Genomic DNA, 20,188 nt, shown 5'->3' on the forward strand with positions numbered 1-20,188 from the left:
CCAGGGTGGCGATCAGGTGAACGCTTCCCTAAAGCCTGTGGAGCCCTGGGACTCGGTCCTCCACCGCGAACGATGCCTTGGTGTGGACGGGCGAACCCGGCCGCGTCACGTAGTCGAGGCCGCGGAAGTCGGTCCGCAGCTCCTCTGGCGTGAACCTGGTCAGCGTGTAGCCGCGCCGGTTGTTGAAGTACTTCACGTGCGGGTTCTCCTTGAGCCACAACGGGGTCTCGGCGTACTCCTCCGACCCGTCACCGCCCGCCGTGATCGACGTGGTCACCAGCTCCGTGGCGAGCGTCTTCGACGAAGGGTCGTCCCAGCGCTGTTTGACCTCCGCGCCCCACGCCGCGTGCACGTCGCCGGTGAGCACGATCGGGTTGCGGACGTCGGCGAACCTCGCCACCACGCGGTCCCGATCGGCGACGTAGCCGTCCCACGCGTCCAGCAGGAACTTGTCGACGTCGCCGGGGATGTAGTCGTACTGCGAGAAGAACACCTGCTGTCCCAGCACGTCCCAGCGCGCCGACGACTCGCGGAACCCCTTGAACAGCCACGCTTCCTGGTCGTCGCCGAGCATCGTCCGCTCGGGCACGAGTCGTTCCGGGCACAGTTGCAGCCCGTCCCCGCAGGCCTGGTCCGTCCGGTACTGACGGGTGTCGAGCATGTGGAACGTCGCGAGCGATCCCCACCGGATCCGCCGGTACAGCCTCGGTGACCTGCGGATCGGCATGTTCTCGTAGTAGGCCTGGAACGCGGCCACCCTGCGTTTGGCGAAGTCCGCCTGGGGCGTGTCCGGCTGCAGGCCCGCCCAGTTGTTGGCGATCTCGTGGTCGTCCCAGACCGCCACCCACGGCGCGGCGGCGTGCGCGGCCTGCAGGTCGGGGTCGGTCTTGTACTGCGCCTGCCGGCGGCGGTAGTCCGCGAGCGTCGTGGTGGTCGGACCGTCGACGTGACGGACGTTGCCGGTCGGGGCGACGTGGATGCCGCTCTCGTACTCGTAGGTGTAGTCGCCGAGGTGCAGCACGAGGTCGGGCTCGTCCTCCGCCAGTCTGCGGTACGCCGTGAAGTAGCCGTGCTCGTACTGCGCGCACGACGCGAAGGCCATCGTCAGCGGTACCTGCAGGGCGCTCGGCGGAGGAGCGGTGCGCGTGCGGCCCGTCGGGGAGAGGTGGTTGAGAGCCCTGAAGCGGTAGAAGTACTCGCGGCCGGGTTCCAGTCCGGTGAGTTCGAGGTGGACGGTGTGGCCTTCGTCCGGTCGAGCCGGGGTGGAGCCCTGCTGGACGATCCGGGTGAATCGTTCGTCGTCGGCGACCTGCCACTCGACGTCGATCGGACGCCCCGGCATGCCGCCCATGCCGTCCTCCGCGAGCGGTCGGAGGGCCAGCCGGGTCCACAGCACCACCCCGTCGGGTGTCGGGTCGCCCGAGGCCACACCGAGTGTGAAAGGGTCGGCCGGTCTGGCGGACGCGGCGGCCGAGAACGCTGTGACTCCCGCCACGCCTGCGAGCAGCAGCGTTCGGCGCGTCAAGGTGGGCATGCCCTGAATACGGCTCCCGATGGGTGAGTGGTTCGGGGGCCTCGTTGAAGGGTTGGCACTCTCATGGGTAGAGTGCCAATTGCACGGCACCAGCACCGCCCCGACCCCCGCGACGGCGGGGTGGCAGGAGCCGTAACAACGAAACCTGCCAACGACCCGTGGAGGTCATCCCGGTGAGCGTGAACATCAAGCCGCTCGAGGACAAGATCGTCGTTCAGGCCTCCGAGGCTGAGACGACCACCGCCTCCGGCCTCGTGATCCCGGACACCGCGAAGGAGAAGCCCCAGGAGGGCAAGGTCCTCGCTGTGGGCCCCGGTCGCATCGACGACAAGGGCAACCGCGTCCCGCTGGACGTCGCTGTCGGCGACGTCGTCATCTACTCGAAGTACGGCGGCACCGAGGTCAAGTACAACGGCGAGGAGTACCTGATCCTCTCCGCCCGCGACGTGCTGGCCGTCGTCAACTGACGCTCGGCTGACATGCCTGACGCCCCGGCGCCCCATCCCGGGGCTGCCGGGGCGTTTCGCTACTCAGAGAGGCTTTGAGGTAAATGGCCAAGCAGATCAGCTTCGACGAGGACGCTCGTCGGGCGCTCGAGCGCGGCGTGAACAAGCTCGCGGACACGGTCAAGGTCACCCTTGGTCCGCGCGGGCGCCACGTCGTGCTCGACAAGAAGTTCGGTGGCCCGACGGTCACCAACGACGGTGTCACCATCGCTCGCGAGATCGAGCTGGACGACGCGTTCGAGAACCTCGGCGCGCAGCTCGCCAAGTCGGTCGCCACCAAGACCAACGACGTCGCGGGTGACGGCACCACCACCGCCACCGTGCTGGCGCAGTCCCTCGTGAAGGAAGGCCTGCGCAACATCGCCGCGGGTGCGAACCCGACCGCGCTCGGCCGTGGCATCCAGGCCGCCGCCGACGCCGTCGTGGACGCGCTGAAGGGCAAGGCCACCCCGGTCAAGGGCCGCGACAACATCGCCCAGGTCGGCACCGTCTCCTCGCGGGACGAGTCGATCGGCTCTCTGCTCGGCGAGGCCATCGAGCGCGTCGGCGAGGACGGTGTCATCACCGTCGAGGAGTCGTCCACGCTCGCGACCGAGCTGGTGATCACCGAGGGTGTGCAGTTCGACAAGGGCTTCATCTCGACGCACTTCGTGACGGACTCCGAGGCGCAGGAGGCCGTCTTCGAGGACGTCCGCGTCCTGCTCCACCGCGAGAAGATCTCGGCGCTGGCCGACCTGCTCCCGGTGCTGGAGAAGGTCGCAGAGTCCGGCAAGCCGCTGCTGATCATCGCTGAGGACGTCGAGGGCGAGGCCCTGTCCACGCTGGTGGTCAACGCCCTGCGCAAGACGCTGAAGGTCGTCGCCGTGAAGGCGCCGTTCTTCGGCGACCGCCGCAAGGCGTTCCTGGACGACCTCGCGGTCGTCACCGGTGGTCAGGTCATCTCCTCCGAGATCGGCCTGAAGCTGTCCGAGACCACGCTCGACCAGCTGGGCTCCGCCCGCCGCGTCGTCGTGACCAAGGACGACACCACGATCGTGGACGGCGGCGGCACCAAGGCCGACATCGCCGCCCGCGCGGAGCAGCTGCGCCGCGAGATCGAGGCCACGGACTCCGACTGGGACCGCGAGAAGCTCCAGGAGCGCCTCGCGAAGCTCTCCGGCGGCATCGCCGTGATCAAGGTCGGCGCCGCCACCGAGACCGAGCTCAAGGAGCGCAAGCACCGCATCGAGGACGCGGTCGCCGCCACCAAGGCCGCGGTCGAGGAGGGCATCGTCCCCGGCGGTGGTTCCGCGCTGATCCACGCCTCGAAGGTGCTGGACGACGAGCTCGGCCTCACCGGTGACGAGGCCACGGGTGTCGTGCTGACCCGCAAGGCCCTCGAGGCTCCGCTGTTTTGGATCGCCGCGAACGCCGGCCTCGAAGGCGCCGTCGTGGTGAACAAGGTCCGCGAGGGCGAGTGGGGCTTCGGCATCAACGCGGCCTCGCTGGAGTTCGGCGACCTGCTCGACCAGGGCATCATCGACCCGGTCAAGGTCACCCGCTCCGCCGTCGCCAACGCCGCCTCCATCGCGCGCATGGTGCTCACGACCGAGAGCGCCGTCGTCGAGAAGAAGGTGGAAGAGGCTCCGGCCGTCGGCCACGGCCACGGCCACGGGCACGGCCACTGAGTTTCACACGATGAAGGGCTCCTTCATCCACCTCACGTGGATGAAGGAGCCCTTCATCGCATTTGCGGCTAAACGATTGCCAGCTGGCGCTTGCGGGCTTTGATGATGTTGTCGCGCTCGGATTCCGAGAGCCCGCCCCAAATTCCGTAGGGTTCCTGCACGGCGAGGGCGTGCCTGCGACACATCTCCAGCACCGGGCACGCCAGGCAGACGGCCTTGGCGCGGGCTTCCCGTCGTGCTCTCGCCGGACCCCGTTCACCGTCGGGGTGGAAGAAGAACGCGCTGTCCATACCCCGGCACGAACCGCGCATCTGCCAGTCCCAGAGATCTGCGTTGGGACCGGGGAGCCTTCGGGTGTCCGCCATCGAGACCGCCTCCGTGACGACTGCTCCATTCGGCTTAACGATGATCCACCGTAGAACCGCGTCAAAACTTGTTCAAGAGGCTGAAGACCCTTATCAACTGATGGGTGACGGCACGCGTGTTCGATCACTCACCGCCCGGAGTTGCCGCCCGGATGAGGTGAACGGAACATGGCTCTCGTGATGACACAGCCGGAGCACAGATCTGCCGGTGGTCACACGAGTGAGCCCCTTCTCTCAGTGGCCGCGGTGGCCAGGCGACTCGGCGTGGCTCCCGCCACCCTTCGCACCTGGGACCGCCGGTACGGGCTCGGTCCGAGCGATCACACGACCGGGCGGCACCGGAAATACGGGCCACGCGACGTAGCTCGCTTGGAATTGATGCAGCGCGCTCTTCTTCGTGGCGCGTCATCGGCCGAGGCGGCTCGATTCGCCTTGGAGTCGAAATCGTCGATGACGCACGGCGAAGTTCCGGCCACTCCAACGGGTGGCGGCCGTGGCCTGAAATTGGCGGGTGCGTCTCGATTGGCGCGCGGGCTCGGCCGGGCGGCGCTCGCGATGGACTCCATCGCCGTGCAGGGGATGCTCGCCGACTCGCTCGCGTCCGACGGGGTGATCGCGACCTGGAACGAGGTCGTGCGTCCGGTGATGACGGCCGTTGCCGCGCGGTGGCAGCTGTCCGGTGCCGGGGTCGAGGTGGAGCACCTGTTGAACGAGTGCGTGCTCGCGGCGTTCGTGCGTGCGACACCGCTCGTCACTCTCGGGCGCAACCATCGGCCCGTGTTGCTGGCGTGCATGCCGGAGGAGAGGCACAACCTTCCGCTCTATCCGCTGGCTGCCGAGCTGGCGCAGCGCGGTGTGGTCGTCCGGCAGCTGGGGGCCGCGTTGCCGGTCGACGCGCTGGCCGCCGCGGTGCGCCGTACCGCGCCGTCGGCGGTGGTGCTGTGGGCGCAGCTGCCGCGGTACGCCGATCCGGGAGTGATCTCCGCTTTGCCGCGCACGAGGCAGCAGGTGCGGTTGTTCGTGGGTGGGCCAGGCTGGCGGCGAGGTGTGGTCACGGCGCCGGCCGAACGTGTGGAGGACCTCGCTGATGCCGTCGCCGCAGTCGAGGCGGCCGTCACCTGAAAGACTTCCCGAGTGGAAGAGGAGCTGCGCCGCGCCGCCTTCGGTGACTCGCCCGACCGCGACGTCTGGTCCGCGCTCACCGCTGCCAGCCCGCGCGTCCGGTGGCTCGCCGCGGTCGTCCTCGGCGGCCAGGGGCACTACGCAGCGGCGGCCACCGTGCTGGACGCGCTGCGTCACGACCCCGACCCGGTGATCGCGTCCCTTTCTCTCTCCACCCGCGCGTCACATCACCGTCAGCTCGGGGCGCACCACCTCGCCCGCGGCCTCGACGGCTTGGCGCTCGCCCGCGTTCAGACCGCTGATGGCGGCGATCCGGACGGCATCGACGCGCTGGGTGCCAGGACGGACGCCCTGCTCGGCCTCGCGGCCGACTCGCTGGGCGCCGGTCGGCTCGGTGAGGCCAGGCGGTTGCTCGCGCGAGTCGAGACGGAGTCGTGGAGAAGTGAGGTCCGACGGGGATGGGTGACCGCGGAGGTTGAGCTCGCGTCCGGTCAGGCGCACGCGGCGGTGGCGCCCGCCGAGCAGGCGTACGGCGTCGCGACGAGCAGAAAGGCGCTCCGGCACGAGCTCAAGTCGGCACTCGTCCTCGGCGCCGCGTTGGTCGTGTGGGGGACACCCGACGGGTCGACCAGAGGGGTTGAACTGGTCGAGTGTGAGCTAAATCACAGTGTCACGAAGGGGCTTCATCCGTTGATCTGGCCGAGCGCTCTTGTCCTGGTGGGTCGTGCCACCACGGTGGGCGCAGTCGCCATCAACCGGGCGACGGAGGCTCTGAGCTGCGTGTTACGCAGAGCTGATCCCGTCAGCCGTCAGGTCGCTCTTGATTCCCCGTGGGTGCCGAGTGGGCTGCTCCGTTCCGGGGAACCCCCGAACGCAGACCCTCAGACGAACTTCTTGACGGATTAAGCACCGGATCGTGTCAAGGTTGGGCCGCGAGCGTCCGATAGGGGAGATGGAACGTCACTCGGCTGCAGGAAGGAGTCCCCGTGACCACGGTCCTTATTTGCGACGACCGGACGCAGTGTGCGGGAGGGTCTCACCCGCGTGATGTCGGCTGTCCCCGGGGTTAGCCGCATCGACTGCGTAGCGCACGGTGACGAGTTGTTGGCTCGCTTTTCCAGGCAGCCGGTTGACGTCGTTCTGGTGGGAACCCAGCGCGCCGTCCCGACCGGGGTGGAAGCAACTAGGCGACTCGTCTCCGCGAACCCGCAGGCAAACGTCATCGTGTTCGGAGCACCTGACGACGCCGGCAGCATCGCCGCCGCGATCGCCGGAGGCGCCCGCGGCTACCTGAGGTGGGACGCTTCGCGTCCCGAGCTTGTGGCAGCCCTCGCGCACACGCTCGCCAGCACCTCGGTGCCCGCGCCGCGTCAGCCCTCCGACCCCGGCGTGCAGCTCACGGAGCGCGAGCTCCAGGTGCTGCGCGGCATGAGCCAGGGCAAGAGCAACGGCCAGATCGGCCGCGAGCTCTACCTGTCGGAGGACACGGTGAAGACGCACGCGCGTCGCCTGTTCCGCAAGCTCGGTGTCCGTGACCGCGCCCAGGCGGTCGCGCACGGCTTCCGGCGCGGTCTCGTCCAGTAATCGACTCGCCGCACCGGCCCCGCGTCCTCATATGCCGCATGTGGGGACGCGGGGCCGGTGGCGTGAGACGGCTCACCTGCCGCACAGGTGAATCTTCGAGTCGCGCAGTTAGCCCAGCCCGGTGACAATGTCGCCGGGCTGGAGCAGTTGGGCGTGTCTGCTGGTCACCCGGGGTGTCCATACCCCGCTGATGAACAGAGGGCGCGAAGACCGGTACGGTGAGTGCTGCTGCAACGAGTCGCCGTGAGTGACTCGTGCTGTTTCATGTCGGTACGCCAACAAGTAACACCAGGGCTGTTGTCTGCGATGACCAACTTGGGGGACGGACTGGACGCCGAAGTGGGCGCGGCCGTCGACGGCGACCGCCAGGCGATCGAACGCCTGCTGGCCTCCATTCGTCCTCTTGTGGTGCGGTACTGCCGCGCCAGAGTTGGCAGGCAGGAGCGAAGCTTCGCTTCGGCGGACGATGTGGCCCAGGAGGTGTGTCTCGCGGTGCTCACGGCATTGCCCAGCTACCGCGATCAGGGTCGGCCCTTCCTCGCGTTCGTCTACGGGATCGCGGCGCACAAGGTTGCCGATGCACATCGGTCTGCCGCCAGGAACCGCTCCGAGCCCGTTCCCGAAGTTCCCGACGCGCCGGAGACCGAAGCTGGTCCGGAGCAGCGGGCGATGCAGGGCGAACTCTCCGATCGGATGGCTGTCCTACTGCGCGTCCTGCCGGAGAAGCAGCGGGAGATCCTGCTGTTGAGGGTGGTGGTCGGGCTTTCCGCCGAGGAAACTGCCGAGGCGGTCGGTTCGACGCCGGGTGCGGTCCGGGTGGCGCAACACCGTGCGCTGGCTCGGCTCCGCAAGTCGCTGGCAGCGGAGGAGGTGGTCTGAGTGGCCGACGAGCACGGAAAGGACGACGAGCAAGTGCGCGGACAGGACGATAGAACCCCGCACGAACCCGTCGTGGCAGATGATCTTTCGGCTGTGCAGGCCGATGACAGGCTGCTGGACGCGCTGGGGTCCGCGACGCCAGGTGCGGCCGGCTCCTTGGTCGACGACGAACTGAACGCGTTGCTGCTCGCATGGCGCAACGAGGTGGAGACGGCGCCCTTCGGCGAACTCGTCGACACCGAAACCGCCATCGCCACCATCCAGGCTGCCCGCCCGCAGCCGGTGTCGCGGCACCGCTTCCTGATCCCGCTGGCGAGCGCCGCCGCGGTCCTGGCCATCGCCTTCACCGGCGTGAGCCTGGTGGCCCGCGACGCCCAGCCGGGCGACGCCCTCTGGGGCCTCACCCGAGTGCTCTACTCGGAGCACGCGAAGTCCATCGAAGCCGCGGCCATCGTGCGCAGCGACCTGGACTCGGCCCGCCTCGCCCTCCGCGAGGGCAAGGTCAACGAGGCCCGCGAGAAGCTCGACAAGGTGGAAGCCAGCCTCGGCTCGGTCTCGACCGCCGACGGCAAGGCCCAGCTCGAGGAAAAGCACAAGGAGCTCGCCAAGGAGCTCGACACCAACACCTCGACCACCACGCCACCCGCGACGACCTCGCCGGCCACGCAGCCCACGAAGCCGACCCAGCCGTCGACCTCGTCCGCGCCGCCGTCGAGCGAGCCGCCGGTCACCACCCAGCCGAGCCCGTCGACGTCGTCCGCGACGCCTCCGCCGCCGACCTCCGCAGGCGAGAACCCGCCGCCTCCGCCGGCTGAGCCGGGAACGGCCACGCCGGGGTCCAGTGGTGCCACCGGAGAGGCCGTCGGGCAGACCGGATCCAACTGAGACGCAGTGTGAACGGCCCCTGATCTTTCGAGGTCAGGGGCCGTTCACATGCTTTTGGTGGTCACACGTCGGGTGGAATGTGATCGGTCAGGGCCGCGCTCAGCGGCGGACCCGCTCAGCCCCCGCCGCCCGGCCCGCAGCCGCCCGGCCCACCCGCCGACACGCTCCACCGCCCGCACTCCCGGCGGGTGCGCAGCATCACTGCCAGGCCGCGGCCGGCCCCGGCGTCAGCGCGCCGACTCGGTGGCGGTCACGCCGTCCGCGTAGCCGCGGCAGTATTCCCAGCTCACGTAGGCGCCGGGGTCCGGGTCGAAGGCCGGTTCGTGCGGGCGCATGCGGCCGTCGGAGAGCAGCTGTTCGAGTGAGGCTCGCAACAGTGCCCAGTCGTGGTAGTGGGGTTCCTGGCACTCGCCGCAGTCCACGACGATGCCGCGGACACCGCGGTGTTCTAACAGGGCCTGGTAGACGGCGAGGTCGCTCAGGTCGCTGACCAGCTCCGCTCGCTCGTCTTCGTCCATCGGGGGATGGTCGTGGTCGGGCTCGCCGAGGGACAGCGCGGGGTCCTCGGGGTCGCCCTCGAAGGGGTCTGGTGGCAACGCGTCGTGCGGCACGACCCCGCACGGTACCCGCCGTACCCCCACAGGCGTCCAGATACCATGGGCAGCACCGCCTCCGCCTGCGGAAACCTGACCCGCGGGCTGAGGGGCAGACCGCACGACGGAAGGCAAGTCACCCGCTATGACCAGCGAGCTCAACACGGCGCCCGCAGCCGAAGTCCCGCAGAAGTTCGCCATGCTGGGACTGACCTTCGACGACGTGCTCCTGCTGCCTGCCGAGTCGGACGTCGTTCCCAGTGGCGTCGACACGAGCACCAGGATCTCGCGCAACATCACCCTGAAGATTCCGCTGGCCAGTGCCGCCATGGACACGGTCACCGAGGGGCGGATGGCCATCTCGATGGCGCGGCAGGGCGGCATCGGCGTGCTGCACCGCAACCTGAGCGTCGAGGACCAGGCCCGGCAGGCCGAGACCGTCAAGCGGTCCGAGGCCGGCATGGTCACCGACCCGGTCACGTGCTCGCCGGACGACACGCTGGCCCAAGTCGACGCGCTGTGCGCCCGCTACCGCATCTCCGGTGTGCCGGTGACGGACGCCAACAACAAGCTGGTCGGCATCATCACGAACCGCGACATGCGGTTCGAGCTCGACCACACCAAGCGGGTCAGCGAGGTCATGACCAACGGGCCGCTGGTCACCGCGCAGGTCGGGGTGTCGGCGGAGGCCGCGCTGGGGCTGCTGCGCCGGCACAAGGTCGAGAAGCTGCCGATCGTCGACGGTGACGGCAAGCTGCAGGGCCTGATCACGGTCAAGGACTTCGTGAAGACCGAGCAGTACCCGAACGCCACCAAGGACCCGGACGGCCGCCTGCTGTGCGCCGCCGCCGTGGGTGTGGGCGAGGACTCGTTCGTGCGCGCCATGACGCTCGCCGACGCCGGGGTCGACGTGCTGATGGTCGACACGGCGCACGGCCACTCGCGCGGTGTGCTGGAGATGGTCGCCCGCATCAAGAAGGAGCTCGGCGACTCCGTCGACGTCGTCGGCGGCAACGTCGCCACGCGGGCTGGTGCGCAGGCGCTGGTCGACGCGGGTGCGGACGGCGTCAAGGTCGGTGTCGGGCCCGGCTCGATCTGCACCACGCGCGTCGTCGCGGGTGTCGGCGTGCCGCAGATCTCCGCGATCTACGAGGCCTCCCTGGCCTGTCGTCCCGCCGGTGTGCCGGTGATCGGTGATGGCGGCATCCAGTACTCCGGCGACATCGCCAAGGCCATCGCGGCCGGCGCGTCCGCCGTGATGCTCGGCTCGCTGCTCGCGGGCACCACCGAGGCGCCCGGCGACCTGATCCTGGTCAACGGCAAGCAGTTCAAGACCTACCGCGGCATGGGCTCGCTGGCGGCGATGCAGTCCCGTGGCGACGCCAAGTCGTACTCGAAGGACCGCTACTTCCAGGACGACGTGCTCAACGAGGACAAGCTCGTCCCCGAGGGCATCGAGGGCCGCACGCCGTTCCGCGGCCCGCTGGCCCAGGTCGTGCACCAGCTCAACGGCGGCCTGCGGGCGGCGATGGGCTACACGGGCTCCCGCACGATCGCCGAGCTGCAGAACCAGCAGCTCGTGCGCATCACCGCGGCGGGCCTGAAGGAGAGCCACCCGCACGACATCACGATGACCGTCGAGGCACCGAACTACACCACCCGTTAGGGTTCTCCGGGCTGTTTCGAAGGCCCGCTGTCGCTTGGAGAGGAACTACTGGTGCGCGATCTGGTCGAGATCGGCATGGGCCGGACCGCGAGGCGGGCCTACGAGCTGGACGACATCGAGATCATCCCGTCCCGTCGCACGAGGTCGTCGAAGGACGTCTCCACGACGTGGCAGATCGATGCCTACCGCTTCGACATCCCGCTGATCACCCACCCGACCGACGCGATCGTGTCGCCGGGCGTCGCGGTCGCGGTCGGCGAGCTGGGCGGTCTCGGCGTGCTCAACGCCGAGGGCCTCTGGGCGCGGCACGGTGACGTGGACGAGGCGCTGTTCCGCCTGGTCCAGGCCACGGAGGACAGCGACGACCCGTCGGCGCCGGTCAAGGTGCTGCAGGAGCTGCACGCCGCTCCGCTGCGGATGGACCTGATCGCCGAGGCGATCAAGCAGATCCGCGAGTCGGGCGTCACCGTCGCGGTCCGCGTCAGCCCGCAGCGGGCGGCGGAGCTCACGCCGGACCTGCTGGCCGCTGGCGTCGAGATCCTGGTCGTCCAGGGCACGATCATCTCGGCCGAGCACGTGTCGCGCGACGGCGAGCCGCTGAACCTGAAGTCGTTCATCGCGGACCTCGACATCCCGGTGATCGCCGGCGGTGTCGGCGACTACCGCACCGCCATGCACCTGATGCGCACGGGCGCGGCGGGCGTGATCGTCGGCTACGGCTACACGCCGGGCGTCACCACCACCGACTCCGTCCTGGGCATCGGCGTGCCGATGGCCACCGCGATCGCCGACGCCGCGGCCGCCCGCCGCGACTACCTCGACGAGACCGGCGGCCGCTACGTGCACGTCATCGCCGACGGCGGTGTCATGACGAGCGGTGACGTGGCGAAGTCCATCGCCTGCGGTGCCGATGCCGTGATGCTGGGCGAGCCGCTGGCCGCCGCGACCGAGGCGCCGGGCCAGGGCCTGTACTGGACCGCCTCGTCCGCGCACCCGTCGGTGCCCCGCAGCCTCGTCGCGGAGGCGGTGGACCAGGAGCTCGACCTGCGCAAGCTGTTGTTCGGCCCGTCCTCCGACCCGCGTGGCGTGACGAACCTGTTCGGCGCGCTCAAGCGGGCCATGGCCAAGACCGGCTACTCCGACCTCAAGGAGTTCCAGAAGGTCGGCCTGACGATCCGCGGGTGAACTCGATCATCGTCCAGAAGGGTGCGCTCCGGCAGGGGCGCACCCTTCTGCTTTGCTGGAACCGTGCCGCTCGTCGAGATCACCTACGCACCCCATGTGTCCCACAAGGTCCTGAAGGAACTCGCCGCGATGCTCCCGCACGCGGTGTCGCTGGCCGTGGAGTGCCCGGAGGAGCCCTACGACGGCAACCTCCAGCCCGGCGACGTGGAACTGCGCTTCCGTCCGCGCGGTCCGTTCGACTCGAGCGGCATGGATCTGGTGATCGAGGTCCGCTCCAAGTGGTTCGAAAGCCGCGCCGCCAACCGCCAGGACCGCGTCGACGGCCTGTGCAAGGCGGTGGAGGAAGCCACCGGACTGGGCGAGGTCGGCGTCTACCTGAGCCTCCCGGTGGCCGCCTGGGCGCAAAGCTGATCTTGCAACCGGCCCCACCACTCACGCGTCCTGAAAGGCATGGAGTTGGACATCCTCTTCGGCGGCAACAGCAGTAACAGCAGTGATCTGGACGCGATTGACACGGACGCCGAGGTCCACGAGGTCGAGGAAGCGCGGGAAGAGGACGAGAACGGCATCGGCTGGAAGGTCCTGGCCCTGTTCATCTGCGGTGGCCTGGTGATCACCGCGCTGGCCGTCGCCTTCATGGTGTGGGTCATCGAAGGCCTGGTTCTCTGAGCGTCTGAACCGATCGGGGACTAGGCGTTACCGGAAGTAACGCCTACTCTCCCGTGCATGGGTGAACTCGCCGGTAACTTCGACGTCGTCATCGTCGGCTCAGGGTTCGGCGGCAGCGTGGCAGCGCTCCGCCTGACCGAGAAGGGCTACCGCGTCGCCGTCCTCGAGGCGGGACGCAGGTTCGCCGACGACGAGTTCGCCAAGACCAGCTGGAACCTGCGGAAGTACCTGTGGGCGCCGCAGCTGCGGTGTTTCGGGATCCAGCGCATCCACCTCCTGCGCAACGTCATGGTGCTGGCCGGCGCGGGTGTCGGCGGAGGCAGCCTCGTCTACGCCAACACGCTCTACCGGCCGCTCAAGCCGTTCTACGAAGACCGGCAGTGGGCGCACATCACCGACTGGCAGGACGAGCTGGAGCCGTTCTACGACCAGGCGAGCCGGATGCTCGGGGTGGTCACGAACCCCACGACGACCCCGAGCGACGTCGTCATGCAGAAGGTCGCGAAGGACATGGGCGTCGAGGACAGCTACCACCCGACGCCCGTCGGCGTGTTCTTCGGCGAGCCCGGCAAGAAGGCCGAGGATCCGTACTTCGGCGGCGCCGGGCCGGAGCGCACCGGGTGCACCGAGTGCGGCAGCTGCATGTCCGGCTGCCGGGTCGGCGCCAAGAACACGCTGGTCAAGAACTACCTCTACCTCGCGGAGAAGCTCGGAGCGCAGGTCTTCCCGCTGACCACCGTCACGCAGCTGCGCGAGAACGACGGCCGGTGGACCGTCGAGACCAGGGCGACCGGCGGCCGGGCGAGGAAGACCTTCACCGCCGACCAGGTCGTGCTCGCCGCGGGCACGTGGGGCACTCAGCAGCTCCTGCACAGGGCCAGGGTCACGACGCTGCCCAAGATCTCCAAGAAGCTCGGCGAGCTCACCCGCACCAACTCGGAGTCGATCATCGGGGCCGGGCGGTTCTCGGTCGACCCGCAGAACGACTTCACCAAGGGTGTCGCGATCACGAGCTCCATCCACCCCGACGAGATCACGCACATCGAGCCCGTCCGGTACGGCAAGGGCAGCAACGCGATGGGGCTGCTGCAGACCCTCGCCACGGACGGCGCGGCGAGCACCCCGAGGTGGCTGCAGTTCCTCCGGGAAGCGGTCAAGCACCCGATGAAGCTCCTCAGGCTGCTGAGCGTGCACCGGTGGAGCGAGCGGACGGTGATCCTGCTGGTGATGCAGAGCCTCGACAACTCCATCACCACGTTCCTCAAGCGCGGCAAGCTCACCAGCAAGCAGGGGCACGGCGAGCCCAACCCGGCGTTCATCCCGGCGGGGCACCAGGCGAACCTGTTGGCGGCCAAGCACATCGACGGCATCGCCGGCGGCACGTGGGGCGAGTTGTTCAACATCCCGCTGACCGCGCACTTCATCGGTGGCTGCGCGATCGCCGCCACCGAGGAGGAAGGCGTGATCGACCCGTACCACCGCGTCTTCAACTACCCAGGACTGTCCGTTGTGGACGGTGCGGCGATCAGTGCGAACCTCGGCGTGAACCCGAGCCTCACGATCACCGCGCAGGCCGAGCGGGCGTTCTCGCTGTGGCCGAACAAGGGCGAGCAGGACCAGCGGCCGGACCAGGGCCAGCCGTACCGGAGGATCAACCCGACGAAGCCGAAGAACCCGGCCGTTCCCGATCAAGCTCCAGCCGCATTGCGGTTGCCGATCGTGAAGGCCTCCTGACACGGTGGAAGCATGGCCAAAAAGCCGTTCGCTTCCAGCGCTGACCTCGCCCCGAAGGACGAGGTGTTCGTCGAGCTCGCCGAGGGCGTCTACACCCTGACCGCCGAAGGCGACCCCAACGTCGGAGCCATCGAGGCCGAGGACTTCCTCATCTGCTTCGAAGCGCGCGCCACACCCGCGGCCGCGCGCAGGTGGCTCGCGCAGCTCAGGAAACACACGCAGAAGCCAGTCCGCTACCTCGTGCTCAGCCACTACCACGCCGTCCGCACGCTCGGCGCCAGCGCGTTCGACGCCCAGGAGATCGTCGCGCACGAGATGACGCGGGTGCTGATCGCCGAACGCGGGCAGCAGGACTGGGAGAGCGAGTACGGCCGCATGCCGCGGCTCTTCGAGAAGCCCGAGGAGATCCCCGGCCTGACCTGGCCGACGCTCACGTTCTCCGACCGCATGACGATCCCGCTCGGCGACGAGCGCGGCGATCTCGTGCTCCAGCACCTCGGGCGCGGGCACACGGCGGGCGACATCGTGGCGTGGCTGCCGCAGCAGCGCATCCTCTTCGCCGGCGACCTGGTGGAGTCGCAGGCCGCGCTCTACACCGGCGACGCCTTCCACGACGAGTGGGCGACGTCCACTTTGGACGAGATCGAGGACCTGGGTGCGGAGGTTCTCGTCGGCGGACGTGGCAAGGTGGCCCGCGACCGCATCGAGGTCGAGGCTGCCATCAACCAGAGCAGGCACTTCCTCAACGAGCTGCGCCGCACCGTCGGTGGGGTCCACGCCGAGGGCGGCACGCTCAAACAGGCCTTCGAGCTGGCGCACAAGACGCTCGAACCGCGGTACGGGCGGTGGCCGATCTTCGAGCACTGCCTGCCGTTCGACGTGAAGCGCTACTGGGACGAGTGCGACGGCAAGGACTGGCCGGAGATCTGGACCGCCGAACGTGACCGCGCCGTCTGGGACGCCCTGCAATGAGTGTCCTGATCGTCGGCGCCGGGCCGGTCGGGCTCACCGCCGCGCTGTTCCTCGCGAGAGCCGGCGTCCCGAGCGTCGTCCTGGAGAAGGCGGAGCAGCGCGGCCGGCAGGGCAGCCGCTCGATCTGCGTGCAGCGCGACGTCCTGGAGATCCTCGAAAGGATCGGCGTCGGCCAGGCCGTCGCCGACGCGGGCGTCACCTGGTACACCGGCCGCACCTACCACCGCGACCGCGAGGTGCTGACGCTGACCTTCCCGGAGGCCGAGGGCTTCCCGCCGTTCGTGAACACCCCGCAGACCGTCGTCGAGCAGCTGCTGGAGGAACGCGTCCGCGCCGAGCCGCTGATCGAACTCCGCTACGGCCACGCGCTGCGGGGCCTGGCCCAGGACGACGAGGGAGTGTCCACAGAGGACGGAATCAGGGCGACGCACTGCATCGCCGCCGACGGCGTGCACTCGACGGTGCGCCAGCTCCTGGACATCCCGTTCGACGGCTTCTCGTTCGACGACAGGTTCATCATCGCCGACGTCCGCGTCGACCTGGACTTCGAGACGCCGGAGCGCCGCTTCTACTTCGACCCGCCGTGGAACCCTGGCCAGAAAGGTATTCAACCCAGCCAGGTCCTCCTGCACCCGCAACCGAAGGGTGTCTGGCGGATCGACTGGCAGGTCCCGGAGGACGTCGAGCTCACCGACGACCACATCCGCGCGATCGTCGGCGACAAGCCGTACGAGGTGGTCTGGCAGTCGACCTACCGCTTCCACCAGCGCCGCGCGAGGACGTTCCGCAAGGGCAGGATCCTGCTCGCGGGCGACGCCGCGCACGTCATGAGCCCGTTCGGCGCCCGCGGCCTGAACTCGGGGATCTGCGACGCCGACAACGCGGCGTGGAAGATCGCCGCCGACCGCGCCGGCGAGGCGGGTCCGCATCTCCTCGACTCCTACGACGTCGAGCGCGGACAGGCCGCCGACGAGAACCTCCGCATCACCGGCGACACCATGCGGTTCCTGGTGCCGGGCAACGAAGAAGAGCGCGCACACCGCGAGAAAGCGCTGGAGACCGGCGAAGGCATCGACTCCGGCAAGCTCTTCACCCCGTTCGCCTACGAGAACTCCCCGCTCACCACGGACGGCGGCGAACTCGTCCCGCACTCCCGCACCGCGGGACCGGGCTTCACCACGAGGAACGGCTGGCTGATCAGACCGGACGGGCACGTGGCCGCACACCGTTGCGACGATCAGGTGAAACGGCGAGCTCTCGGCTGGTAGGGCAACCGGCGACCGGTGCCGGGCGTGTTCCCGTCATGGGGGTAAACAGGCGAACTTTCTTGCAGGGGACCGCACTCGCTGTCGCAGGCTTGGGAATGGGCACCGCGACAGCCGCAGCCGCCGAGCCGAACTGGGCGAAGCTGCGCACACGGCTCGGCGACCGGCTCGTGCTGCCGCAGGATCCCGGCTACGACGAGCTCAGGGTGCCGTGGAACACGATCTACGCGCAGCGCAGGCCTGCCGCGATCGCCAGGTGCGTGCGGCCGGAGGACGTGCAGGCGTGTCTGGACTTCGCCTCGCACGAACGCGTCCCGGTCGCGGCGCGCAGCGGCAGGCACAGCTACGCGGGCTATTCGCTGCCGGAGAACGGCCTGGTCGTCGACCTCGCCGGGATGTCGGCGGTGGAAGTCGCGGGCAACCGCGCACGCGTGGGCGCCGGTGCTCGGCTGCTGCCCGTCTACGAGGCCGTCGGTGGAGCGGGCCGGGCCCTGCCGGCCGGAACGTGCCAGACGGTCGGCATCGGCGGGCTCGCGCTCGGCGGCGGCATCAGCGTGATCGGCCGCAAGTACGGCCTCACCTGCGACCACCTGGTGAGCGCCAGGATCGTGACCCCGGACGGCTGCCTGCGCACGGTGTCCGCGCACGAGGAACCAGACCTCTACTGGGCGTTGCGCGGTGGTGGCGGCGGCAACTTCGGCATCGTCACGCAGTTCACCTTCCGCACCGATCCGGCGCCGGACCTGACCGTGTTCAGCCTCCGCTACCCGGCCGGTGCGTCGGCGGACGTGTTCGACGCCTGGCAGGAGTGGATGGCGCAGGCACCGGACGAGCTGTGGTCGGGATGCACCGTCGAGGCGGGCCCCGCGTCGACCTCGAGGGTCGGCGGCGTGTACGTCGGCCCGAAGAAGAACCTGCTGCCGCTGCTGGACCGGATGCCGCCCGCGGAGCGCGAGGTGCAGGAGATGGGCTACCTGGAGGCGATGCGGTACTACGCGGGCGGGCCGGGTCCGGGCTTCCCGTTCGTGGCGTCGTCGCGCATGCTTCGCCACCACGTTCCCGGCTCGCGGGTCGTCGACCTGCTGCACGACCAGCACGACGGCGCGATCCTGTTCGACTCGTTCGGTGGTGCGCTCGGGCGGGTTCCGGCGGACGCCACGGCGTTCCCGCACCGTGACGCCACGGCCAGCGCCCAGATCTTCTTCGGGGCGAACGACAGGACCGAGGCGGAGACGCGGCGGGTGGTCGCGGCCGTGCGGGACGGGCTCGGCACGGGCACCACCGGATACGTGAACTACATCGACCCGGAGATGCCCGACTGGCCGACCGCCTACTACGGCCGCAACCTCGCACGGCTCAGGCGAGTCGCGCGACGGTACGACCCGGACCGCGTGCTGGCTTTCCCGCAGGGGCTATAGCGGGATTCCAGGCCTAGATCTGAATTCCGGTCAACACGGTCACCCGTTCCTCGGTGAAGTCCTCCATCGCCGACCGGACGCCCTCGCGCCCGGTACCCGAGCCCTTCACACCGCCGTAGGGCATCTGGTCGGCGCGGTAGGACGGCACGTCACCGATGATCACACCACCGACCTCGAGCTCAGCCGCGGCCTCGAACGCCACCTGCACGTCACGGGTGAACACACCGGCCTGCAGCCCGTACTTGGTGTCGTTGGCCTGTGCGAACGCCTCCTCGACGCCGTCGACGACCGACACCACGAGCACCGGTCCGAAGATCTCCTCGGTCCACAGCTTGGCGCTGAACGGCACGTCCGCCACCACGGTCGGCTCGACGGTCGACCCGGTCCGCTTGCCGCCGAGCAACACCCGCGCGCCCGCGTCGGCGGCCATGTTGACCCACTCCTCGACGCGGCGGGCGTTGTCCTCGTCGATCAACGGGCCGACCTCGACCTCGGGGTCGTGCGGGTCGCCGGTCTTCAGTGCTCCCACGGCTTCCACGAGCTTCGGCACGAACGCGTCGGCGACCGAGCGGTCCACGATCACCCGCTGCACCGCGATGCACGACTGCCCGGCCTGGTAGTTGCCGAACGTCGCGATGCGCTGCGCGGCGTGGTCCAGGTCCGTCCAGTCAGGACAGACGATCGCGGCCGCGTTGGAGCCCAGCTCCATCACGACGTGCTTGCGCGGCGCGGCTTCCATCAGCGACCAGCCGACCTTCGTGGAGCCGGTGAACGAGATGACCGGCAGCCGTTCGTCCTTCACCAGCGCGTCCATGTCCTTGCCGCGCACGGGAAGGACCGAGAACACGCCTTCCGGCAGGTCGGTCTCGGCGAGGATCTCGCCCAGTAGCAGAGCCGACAGAGGCGTGGCCGACGCGGGCTTCACGATCACCGGTGCACCCACCGCGAGCGCCGGCGCGACCTTGTGCGCCACCAGGTTCAGCGGGAAGTTGAACGGCGCCACCGCGAGCACCGGCCCGCGCGGGACGTGCCGCACGATCGCCATCCGCCCGACGCCGTTCGGGTCGGTATCGAGCCGCTGCAGCCCACCGGTGAAGCGGCGTGCCTCCTCCGCGGCGAACCGGAACGTGTTGACCGCGCGCGACACCTCGATCTCGGCCCACTTGAGCGGCTTGCCGTTCTCGGCGGTGATCGTCTCGGCGATCTCCTCGGCGCGCTCGGCCAGCGCGCGCGAGACCTGCAGCAACGCTTCGGCGCGCACGTGCGCGGGTGTTCGCCGGAACTGTTTCGCGACCGCCGCGGCCGCCGCCACCGCGCGCTCGATCTGCTCTGCGCCCGGTACGGCGACTGAGGCGACCTCGGTGCCGTCGAACGGGTGGAAGACCTCTAACGCCTGCTCGCCCTGCTCGGGGCGGCCGGCGATCCAGCACGGCCTGGGTTGCGGCGTGAACGCGTCCATGGGCTTCACGTTAGGCCCTATTGGCCTGCACGTACCTGATGAGACCTTCGTAGTAGTCGTCGTGGCGTTCAGCGCGTTGCTTCACGAACGCCGGATGCTCCCTGATCAGCCGAACAGCGTCCTCCAGTCGTGTGAGGACGTGTTCGTCGTCGTACTCGCACCCGTAGGTCTCGCAGAACAGCAGGGCACGGCGTTTGCGCTCGTCAGGCAGCCCGAACACGAACTGGATGATCGCCCAGCTGACGTCCCACCAGCGCGGCCCGGGATGCGCCGAGTCGAAGTCGAAGACGCCCACGGGCACGCCGTCTCGGTAGACGGTGTTGTACGGGGCGAAATCGCCGTGCAGGACGACCTCGACCGGCTCCCTGGCGGGATGCTGCCACCCGTCGAGCCGATCGACGAGCGGCACCGTCGCGTCGTGGAGTTCGCGCAGCATCCGCGCCGATTCGATCAACGAGGCGTCGTCGGACGGGAACACGTGGCCAACGTCACCGGGCAGGTAGCTGAGCAGCTCGTGCTCGCCGTCCAGCCCGAGCGGAACCGGCGCGATCCCCAGAGGTGCCAAGTGCCGCAACAACTCGTGCACCCTCGGCGCCCACGGACCGGCCGGCCTGCGCACCGCGTCACCCACCCTGAACACCTGGTTCAGCCCGCCACCGGTCAGCAGCTCCCCGTCCACGCATGA

Annotated in this window: 19 protein-coding genes and 1 pseudogene; 15 read left to right on the forward strand and 5 right to left on the reverse strand. The window is 69.3% G+C overall.

Annotated elements, in window-relative coordinates; all coding sequences use genetic code 11:
- Positions 1-28 precede the first annotated feature (28 nt).
- Positions 29-1,534 carry an alkaline phosphatase D family protein gene (locus IEZ09_RS31970; RefSeq protein ID WP_189257526.1) on the reverse strand — a complete coding sequence of 502 codons (1,506 nt, stop codon included), beginning with the start codon at positions 1,532-1,534 and terminating at the stop codon, positions 29-31.
- 173 nt (positions 1,535-1,707) lie between these two features.
- On the opposite strand from IEZ09_RS31970, the gene groES reads away from it, so the two are divergent.
- Together groES and groL are read left to right on the forward strand one after the other, a co-directional pair.
- Positions 1,708-2,001 (forward strand): co-chaperone GroES, encoded by a 294-nt coding sequence (groES, locus tag IEZ09_RS31975; RefSeq protein WP_030478362.1) that lies wholly within the window; start codon positions 1,708-1,710, stop codon positions 1,999-2,001.
- Positions 2,002-2,084: 83 nt separating this feature from the next.
- Positions 2,085-3,707, forward strand: coding sequence for a chaperonin GroEL (gene groL, locus IEZ09_RS31980; RefSeq protein WP_189257527.1), 1,623 nt, complete (start codon positions 2,085-2,087; stop codon positions 3,705-3,707).
- A 68-nt stretch (positions 3,708-3,775) separates the two neighbouring features.
- On the opposite strand, the gene IEZ09_RS31985 is transcribed toward groL, so the two are convergent.
- Entirely contained in the window at positions 3,776-4,072 is a 297-nt protein-coding gene (locus IEZ09_RS31985; protein ID WP_204763245.1) for a WhiB family transcriptional regulator, read from the reverse strand.
- A gap of 180 nt (positions 4,073-4,252) precedes the next feature.
- Here IEZ09_RS31985 and IEZ09_RS48160 point away from each other — a divergent pair, with 180 nt between their 5' ends.
- From IEZ09_RS48160 to IEZ09_RS32010, 5 genes and pseudogenes are all read left to right on the forward strand, one after another.
- Positions 4,253-5,194 carry a MerR family transcriptional regulator gene (locus tag IEZ09_RS48160; protein WP_370467762.1) on the forward strand — a complete coding sequence of 314 codons (942 nt, stop codon included), beginning with the start codon at positions 4,253-4,255 and terminating at the stop codon, positions 5,192-5,194.
- 12 nt (positions 5,195-5,206) lie between these two features.
- The gene (locus tag IEZ09_RS31995; protein WP_189257529.1) at positions 5,207-6,100 is read left to right on the forward strand and encodes a hypothetical protein; all 894 of its coding nucleotides are present in this window, start codon (positions 5,207-5,209) and stop codon (positions 6,098-6,100) included.
- Positions 6,101-6,180: 80 nt separating this feature from the next.
- Positions 6,181-6,778 (forward strand): annotated as a pseudogene (locus IEZ09_RS32000) (response regulator transcription factor).
- A 306-nt stretch (positions 6,779-7,084) separates the two neighbouring features.
- Entirely contained in the window at positions 7,085-7,657 is a 573-nt protein-coding gene (locus tag IEZ09_RS32005; RefSeq protein ID WP_030471987.1) for a sigma-70 family RNA polymerase sigma factor, read from the forward strand.
- Between the two features lie 93 nt (positions 7,658-7,750).
- Positions 7,751-8,542: an anti-sigma-D factor RsdA gene (locus IEZ09_RS32010; RefSeq protein WP_229813139.1), complete on the forward strand. Its 792-nt coding sequence runs from the start codon at positions 7,751-7,753 to the stop codon at positions 8,540-8,542.
- A gap of 227 nt (positions 8,543-8,769) precedes the next feature.
- Here the strand turns inward: IEZ09_RS32010 and IEZ09_RS32015 are convergent, their stop codons facing one another.
- Entirely contained in the window at positions 8,770-9,153 is a 384-nt protein-coding gene (locus IEZ09_RS32015) for a DUF5319 domain-containing protein (protein ID WP_189257531.1), read from the reverse strand.
- Positions 9,154-9,280: 127 nt separating this feature from the next.
- Between IEZ09_RS32015 and guaB the strand changes: the two genes are divergently transcribed.
- From guaB to IEZ09_RS32055, 8 genes are all read left to right on the forward strand, one after another.
- Positions 9,281-10,801 carry an IMP dehydrogenase gene (guaB, locus tag IEZ09_RS32020; RefSeq protein ID WP_189257532.1) on the forward strand — a complete coding sequence of 507 codons (1,521 nt, stop codon included), beginning with the start codon at positions 9,281-9,283 and terminating at the stop codon, positions 10,799-10,801.
- Positions 10,802-10,852: 51 nt separating this feature from the next.
- Complete coding sequence (locus IEZ09_RS32025) at positions 10,853-11,986, forward strand: GuaB3 family IMP dehydrogenase-related protein (protein ID WP_189257533.1); 1,134 nt, start codon at positions 10,853-10,855, stop codon at positions 11,984-11,986.
- Between the two features lie 63 nt (positions 11,987-12,049).
- On the forward strand, positions 12,050-12,397 hold the full coding sequence (locus IEZ09_RS32030; RefSeq protein ID WP_189257534.1) for a hypothetical protein: 348 nt from the start codon (positions 12,050-12,052) through the stop codon (positions 12,395-12,397).
- A gap of 39 nt (positions 12,398-12,436) precedes the next feature.
- Positions 12,437-12,655: a hypothetical protein gene (locus IEZ09_RS32035; RefSeq protein ID WP_189257535.1), complete on the forward strand. Its 219-nt coding sequence runs from the start codon at positions 12,437-12,439 to the stop codon at positions 12,653-12,655.
- Between the two features lie 57 nt (positions 12,656-12,712).
- Positions 12,713-14,389, forward strand: a complete 1,677-nt coding sequence (locus tag IEZ09_RS32040; protein ID WP_189257536.1) for a GMC family oxidoreductase — start codon at positions 12,713-12,715, stop codon at positions 14,387-14,389.
- A 12-nt stretch (positions 14,390-14,401) separates the two neighbouring features.
- Positions 14,402-15,361, forward strand: a complete 960-nt coding sequence (locus IEZ09_RS32045; protein WP_189257537.1) for an MBL fold metallo-hydrolase — start codon at positions 14,402-14,404, stop codon at positions 15,359-15,361.
- On the forward strand, positions 15,358-16,629 hold the full coding sequence (locus IEZ09_RS32050; RefSeq protein ID WP_189257538.1) for an FAD-dependent monooxygenase: 1,272 nt from the start codon (positions 15,358-15,360) through the stop codon (positions 16,627-16,629). Before IEZ09_RS32045 ends, IEZ09_RS32050 begins: the two co-directional genes overlap by 4 nt.
- Positions 16,630-16,724: 95 nt before the next feature.
- On the forward strand, positions 16,725-18,044 hold the full coding sequence (locus IEZ09_RS32055; RefSeq protein ID WP_229813140.1) for an FAD-binding oxidoreductase: 1,320 nt from the start codon (positions 16,725-16,727) through the stop codon (positions 18,042-18,044).
- A 13-nt stretch (positions 18,045-18,057) separates the two neighbouring features.
- Here the strand turns inward: IEZ09_RS32055 and IEZ09_RS32060 are convergent, their stop codons facing one another.
- Together IEZ09_RS32060 and IEZ09_RS32065 are read right to left on the reverse strand one after the other, a co-directional pair.
- Positions 18,058-19,503, reverse strand: a complete 1,446-nt coding sequence (locus IEZ09_RS32060; protein WP_189257540.1) for an aldehyde dehydrogenase family protein — start codon at positions 19,501-19,503, stop codon at positions 18,058-18,060.
- A 10-nt stretch (positions 19,504-19,513) separates the two neighbouring features.
- Positions 19,514-20,182: an aminoglycoside phosphotransferase family protein gene (locus IEZ09_RS32065; RefSeq protein WP_229813141.1), complete on the reverse strand. Its 669-nt coding sequence runs from the start codon at positions 20,180-20,182 to the stop codon at positions 19,514-19,516.
- Positions 20,183-20,188 lie beyond the last annotated feature (6 nt).

The organism is Lentzea flava (assembly GCF_014648475.1).
GTDB classification, from domain to species: domain Bacteria; phylum Actinomycetota; class Actinomycetes; order Mycobacteriales; family Pseudonocardiaceae; genus Lentzea; species Lentzea flava.

Bases quoted from the DNA above. Each gene is read 5' to 3' on its own strand.
- groL (WP_189257527.1), top strand. From the start codon at position 2,085: ATGGCCAAGCAGATCAGCTTCGACGAGGACGCTCGTCGGGCGCTCGAG.
- IEZ09_RS32005 (WP_030471987.1), top strand. From the start codon at position 7,085: ATGACCAACTTGGGGGACGGACTGGACGCCGAAGTGGGCGCGGCCGTC.
- IEZ09_RS31985 (WP_204763245.1), bottom strand. From the start codon at position 4,072: ATGGCGGACACCCGAAGGCTCCCCGGTCCCAACGCAGATCTCTGGGAC.
- IEZ09_RS48160 (WP_370467762.1), top strand. From the start codon at position 4,253: ATGACACAGCCGGAGCACAGATCTGCCGGTGGTCACACGAGTGAGCCC.
- IEZ09_RS32060 (WP_189257540.1), bottom strand. From the start codon at position 19,503: ATGGACGCGTTCACGCCGCAACCCAGGCCGTGCTGGATCGCCGGCCGC.
- IEZ09_RS32035 (WP_189257535.1), top strand. From the start codon at position 12,437: ATGGAGTTGGACATCCTCTTCGGCGGCAACAGCAGTAACAGCAGTGAT.
- guaB (WP_189257532.1), top strand. From the start codon at position 9,281: ATGACCAGCGAGCTCAACACGGCGCCCGCAGCCGAAGTCCCGCAGAAG.
- IEZ09_RS32055 (WP_229813140.1), top strand. From the start codon at position 16,725: ATGGGCACCGCGACAGCCGCAGCCGCCGAGCCGAACTGGGCGAAGCTG.
- IEZ09_RS31970 (WP_189257526.1), bottom strand. From the start codon at position 1,534: ATGCCCACCTTGACGCGCCGAACGCTGCTGCTCGCAGGCGTGGCGGGA.
- IEZ09_RS32050 (WP_189257538.1), top strand. From the start codon at position 15,358: ATGAGTGTCCTGATCGTCGGCGCCGGGCCGGTCGGGCTCACCGCCGCG.
- IEZ09_RS32040 (WP_189257536.1), top strand. From the start codon at position 12,713: ATGGGTGAACTCGCCGGTAACTTCGACGTCGTCATCGTCGGCTCAGGG.
- IEZ09_RS32045 (WP_189257537.1), top strand. From the start codon at position 14,402: ATGGCCAAAAAGCCGTTCGCTTCCAGCGCTGACCTCGCCCCGAAGGAC.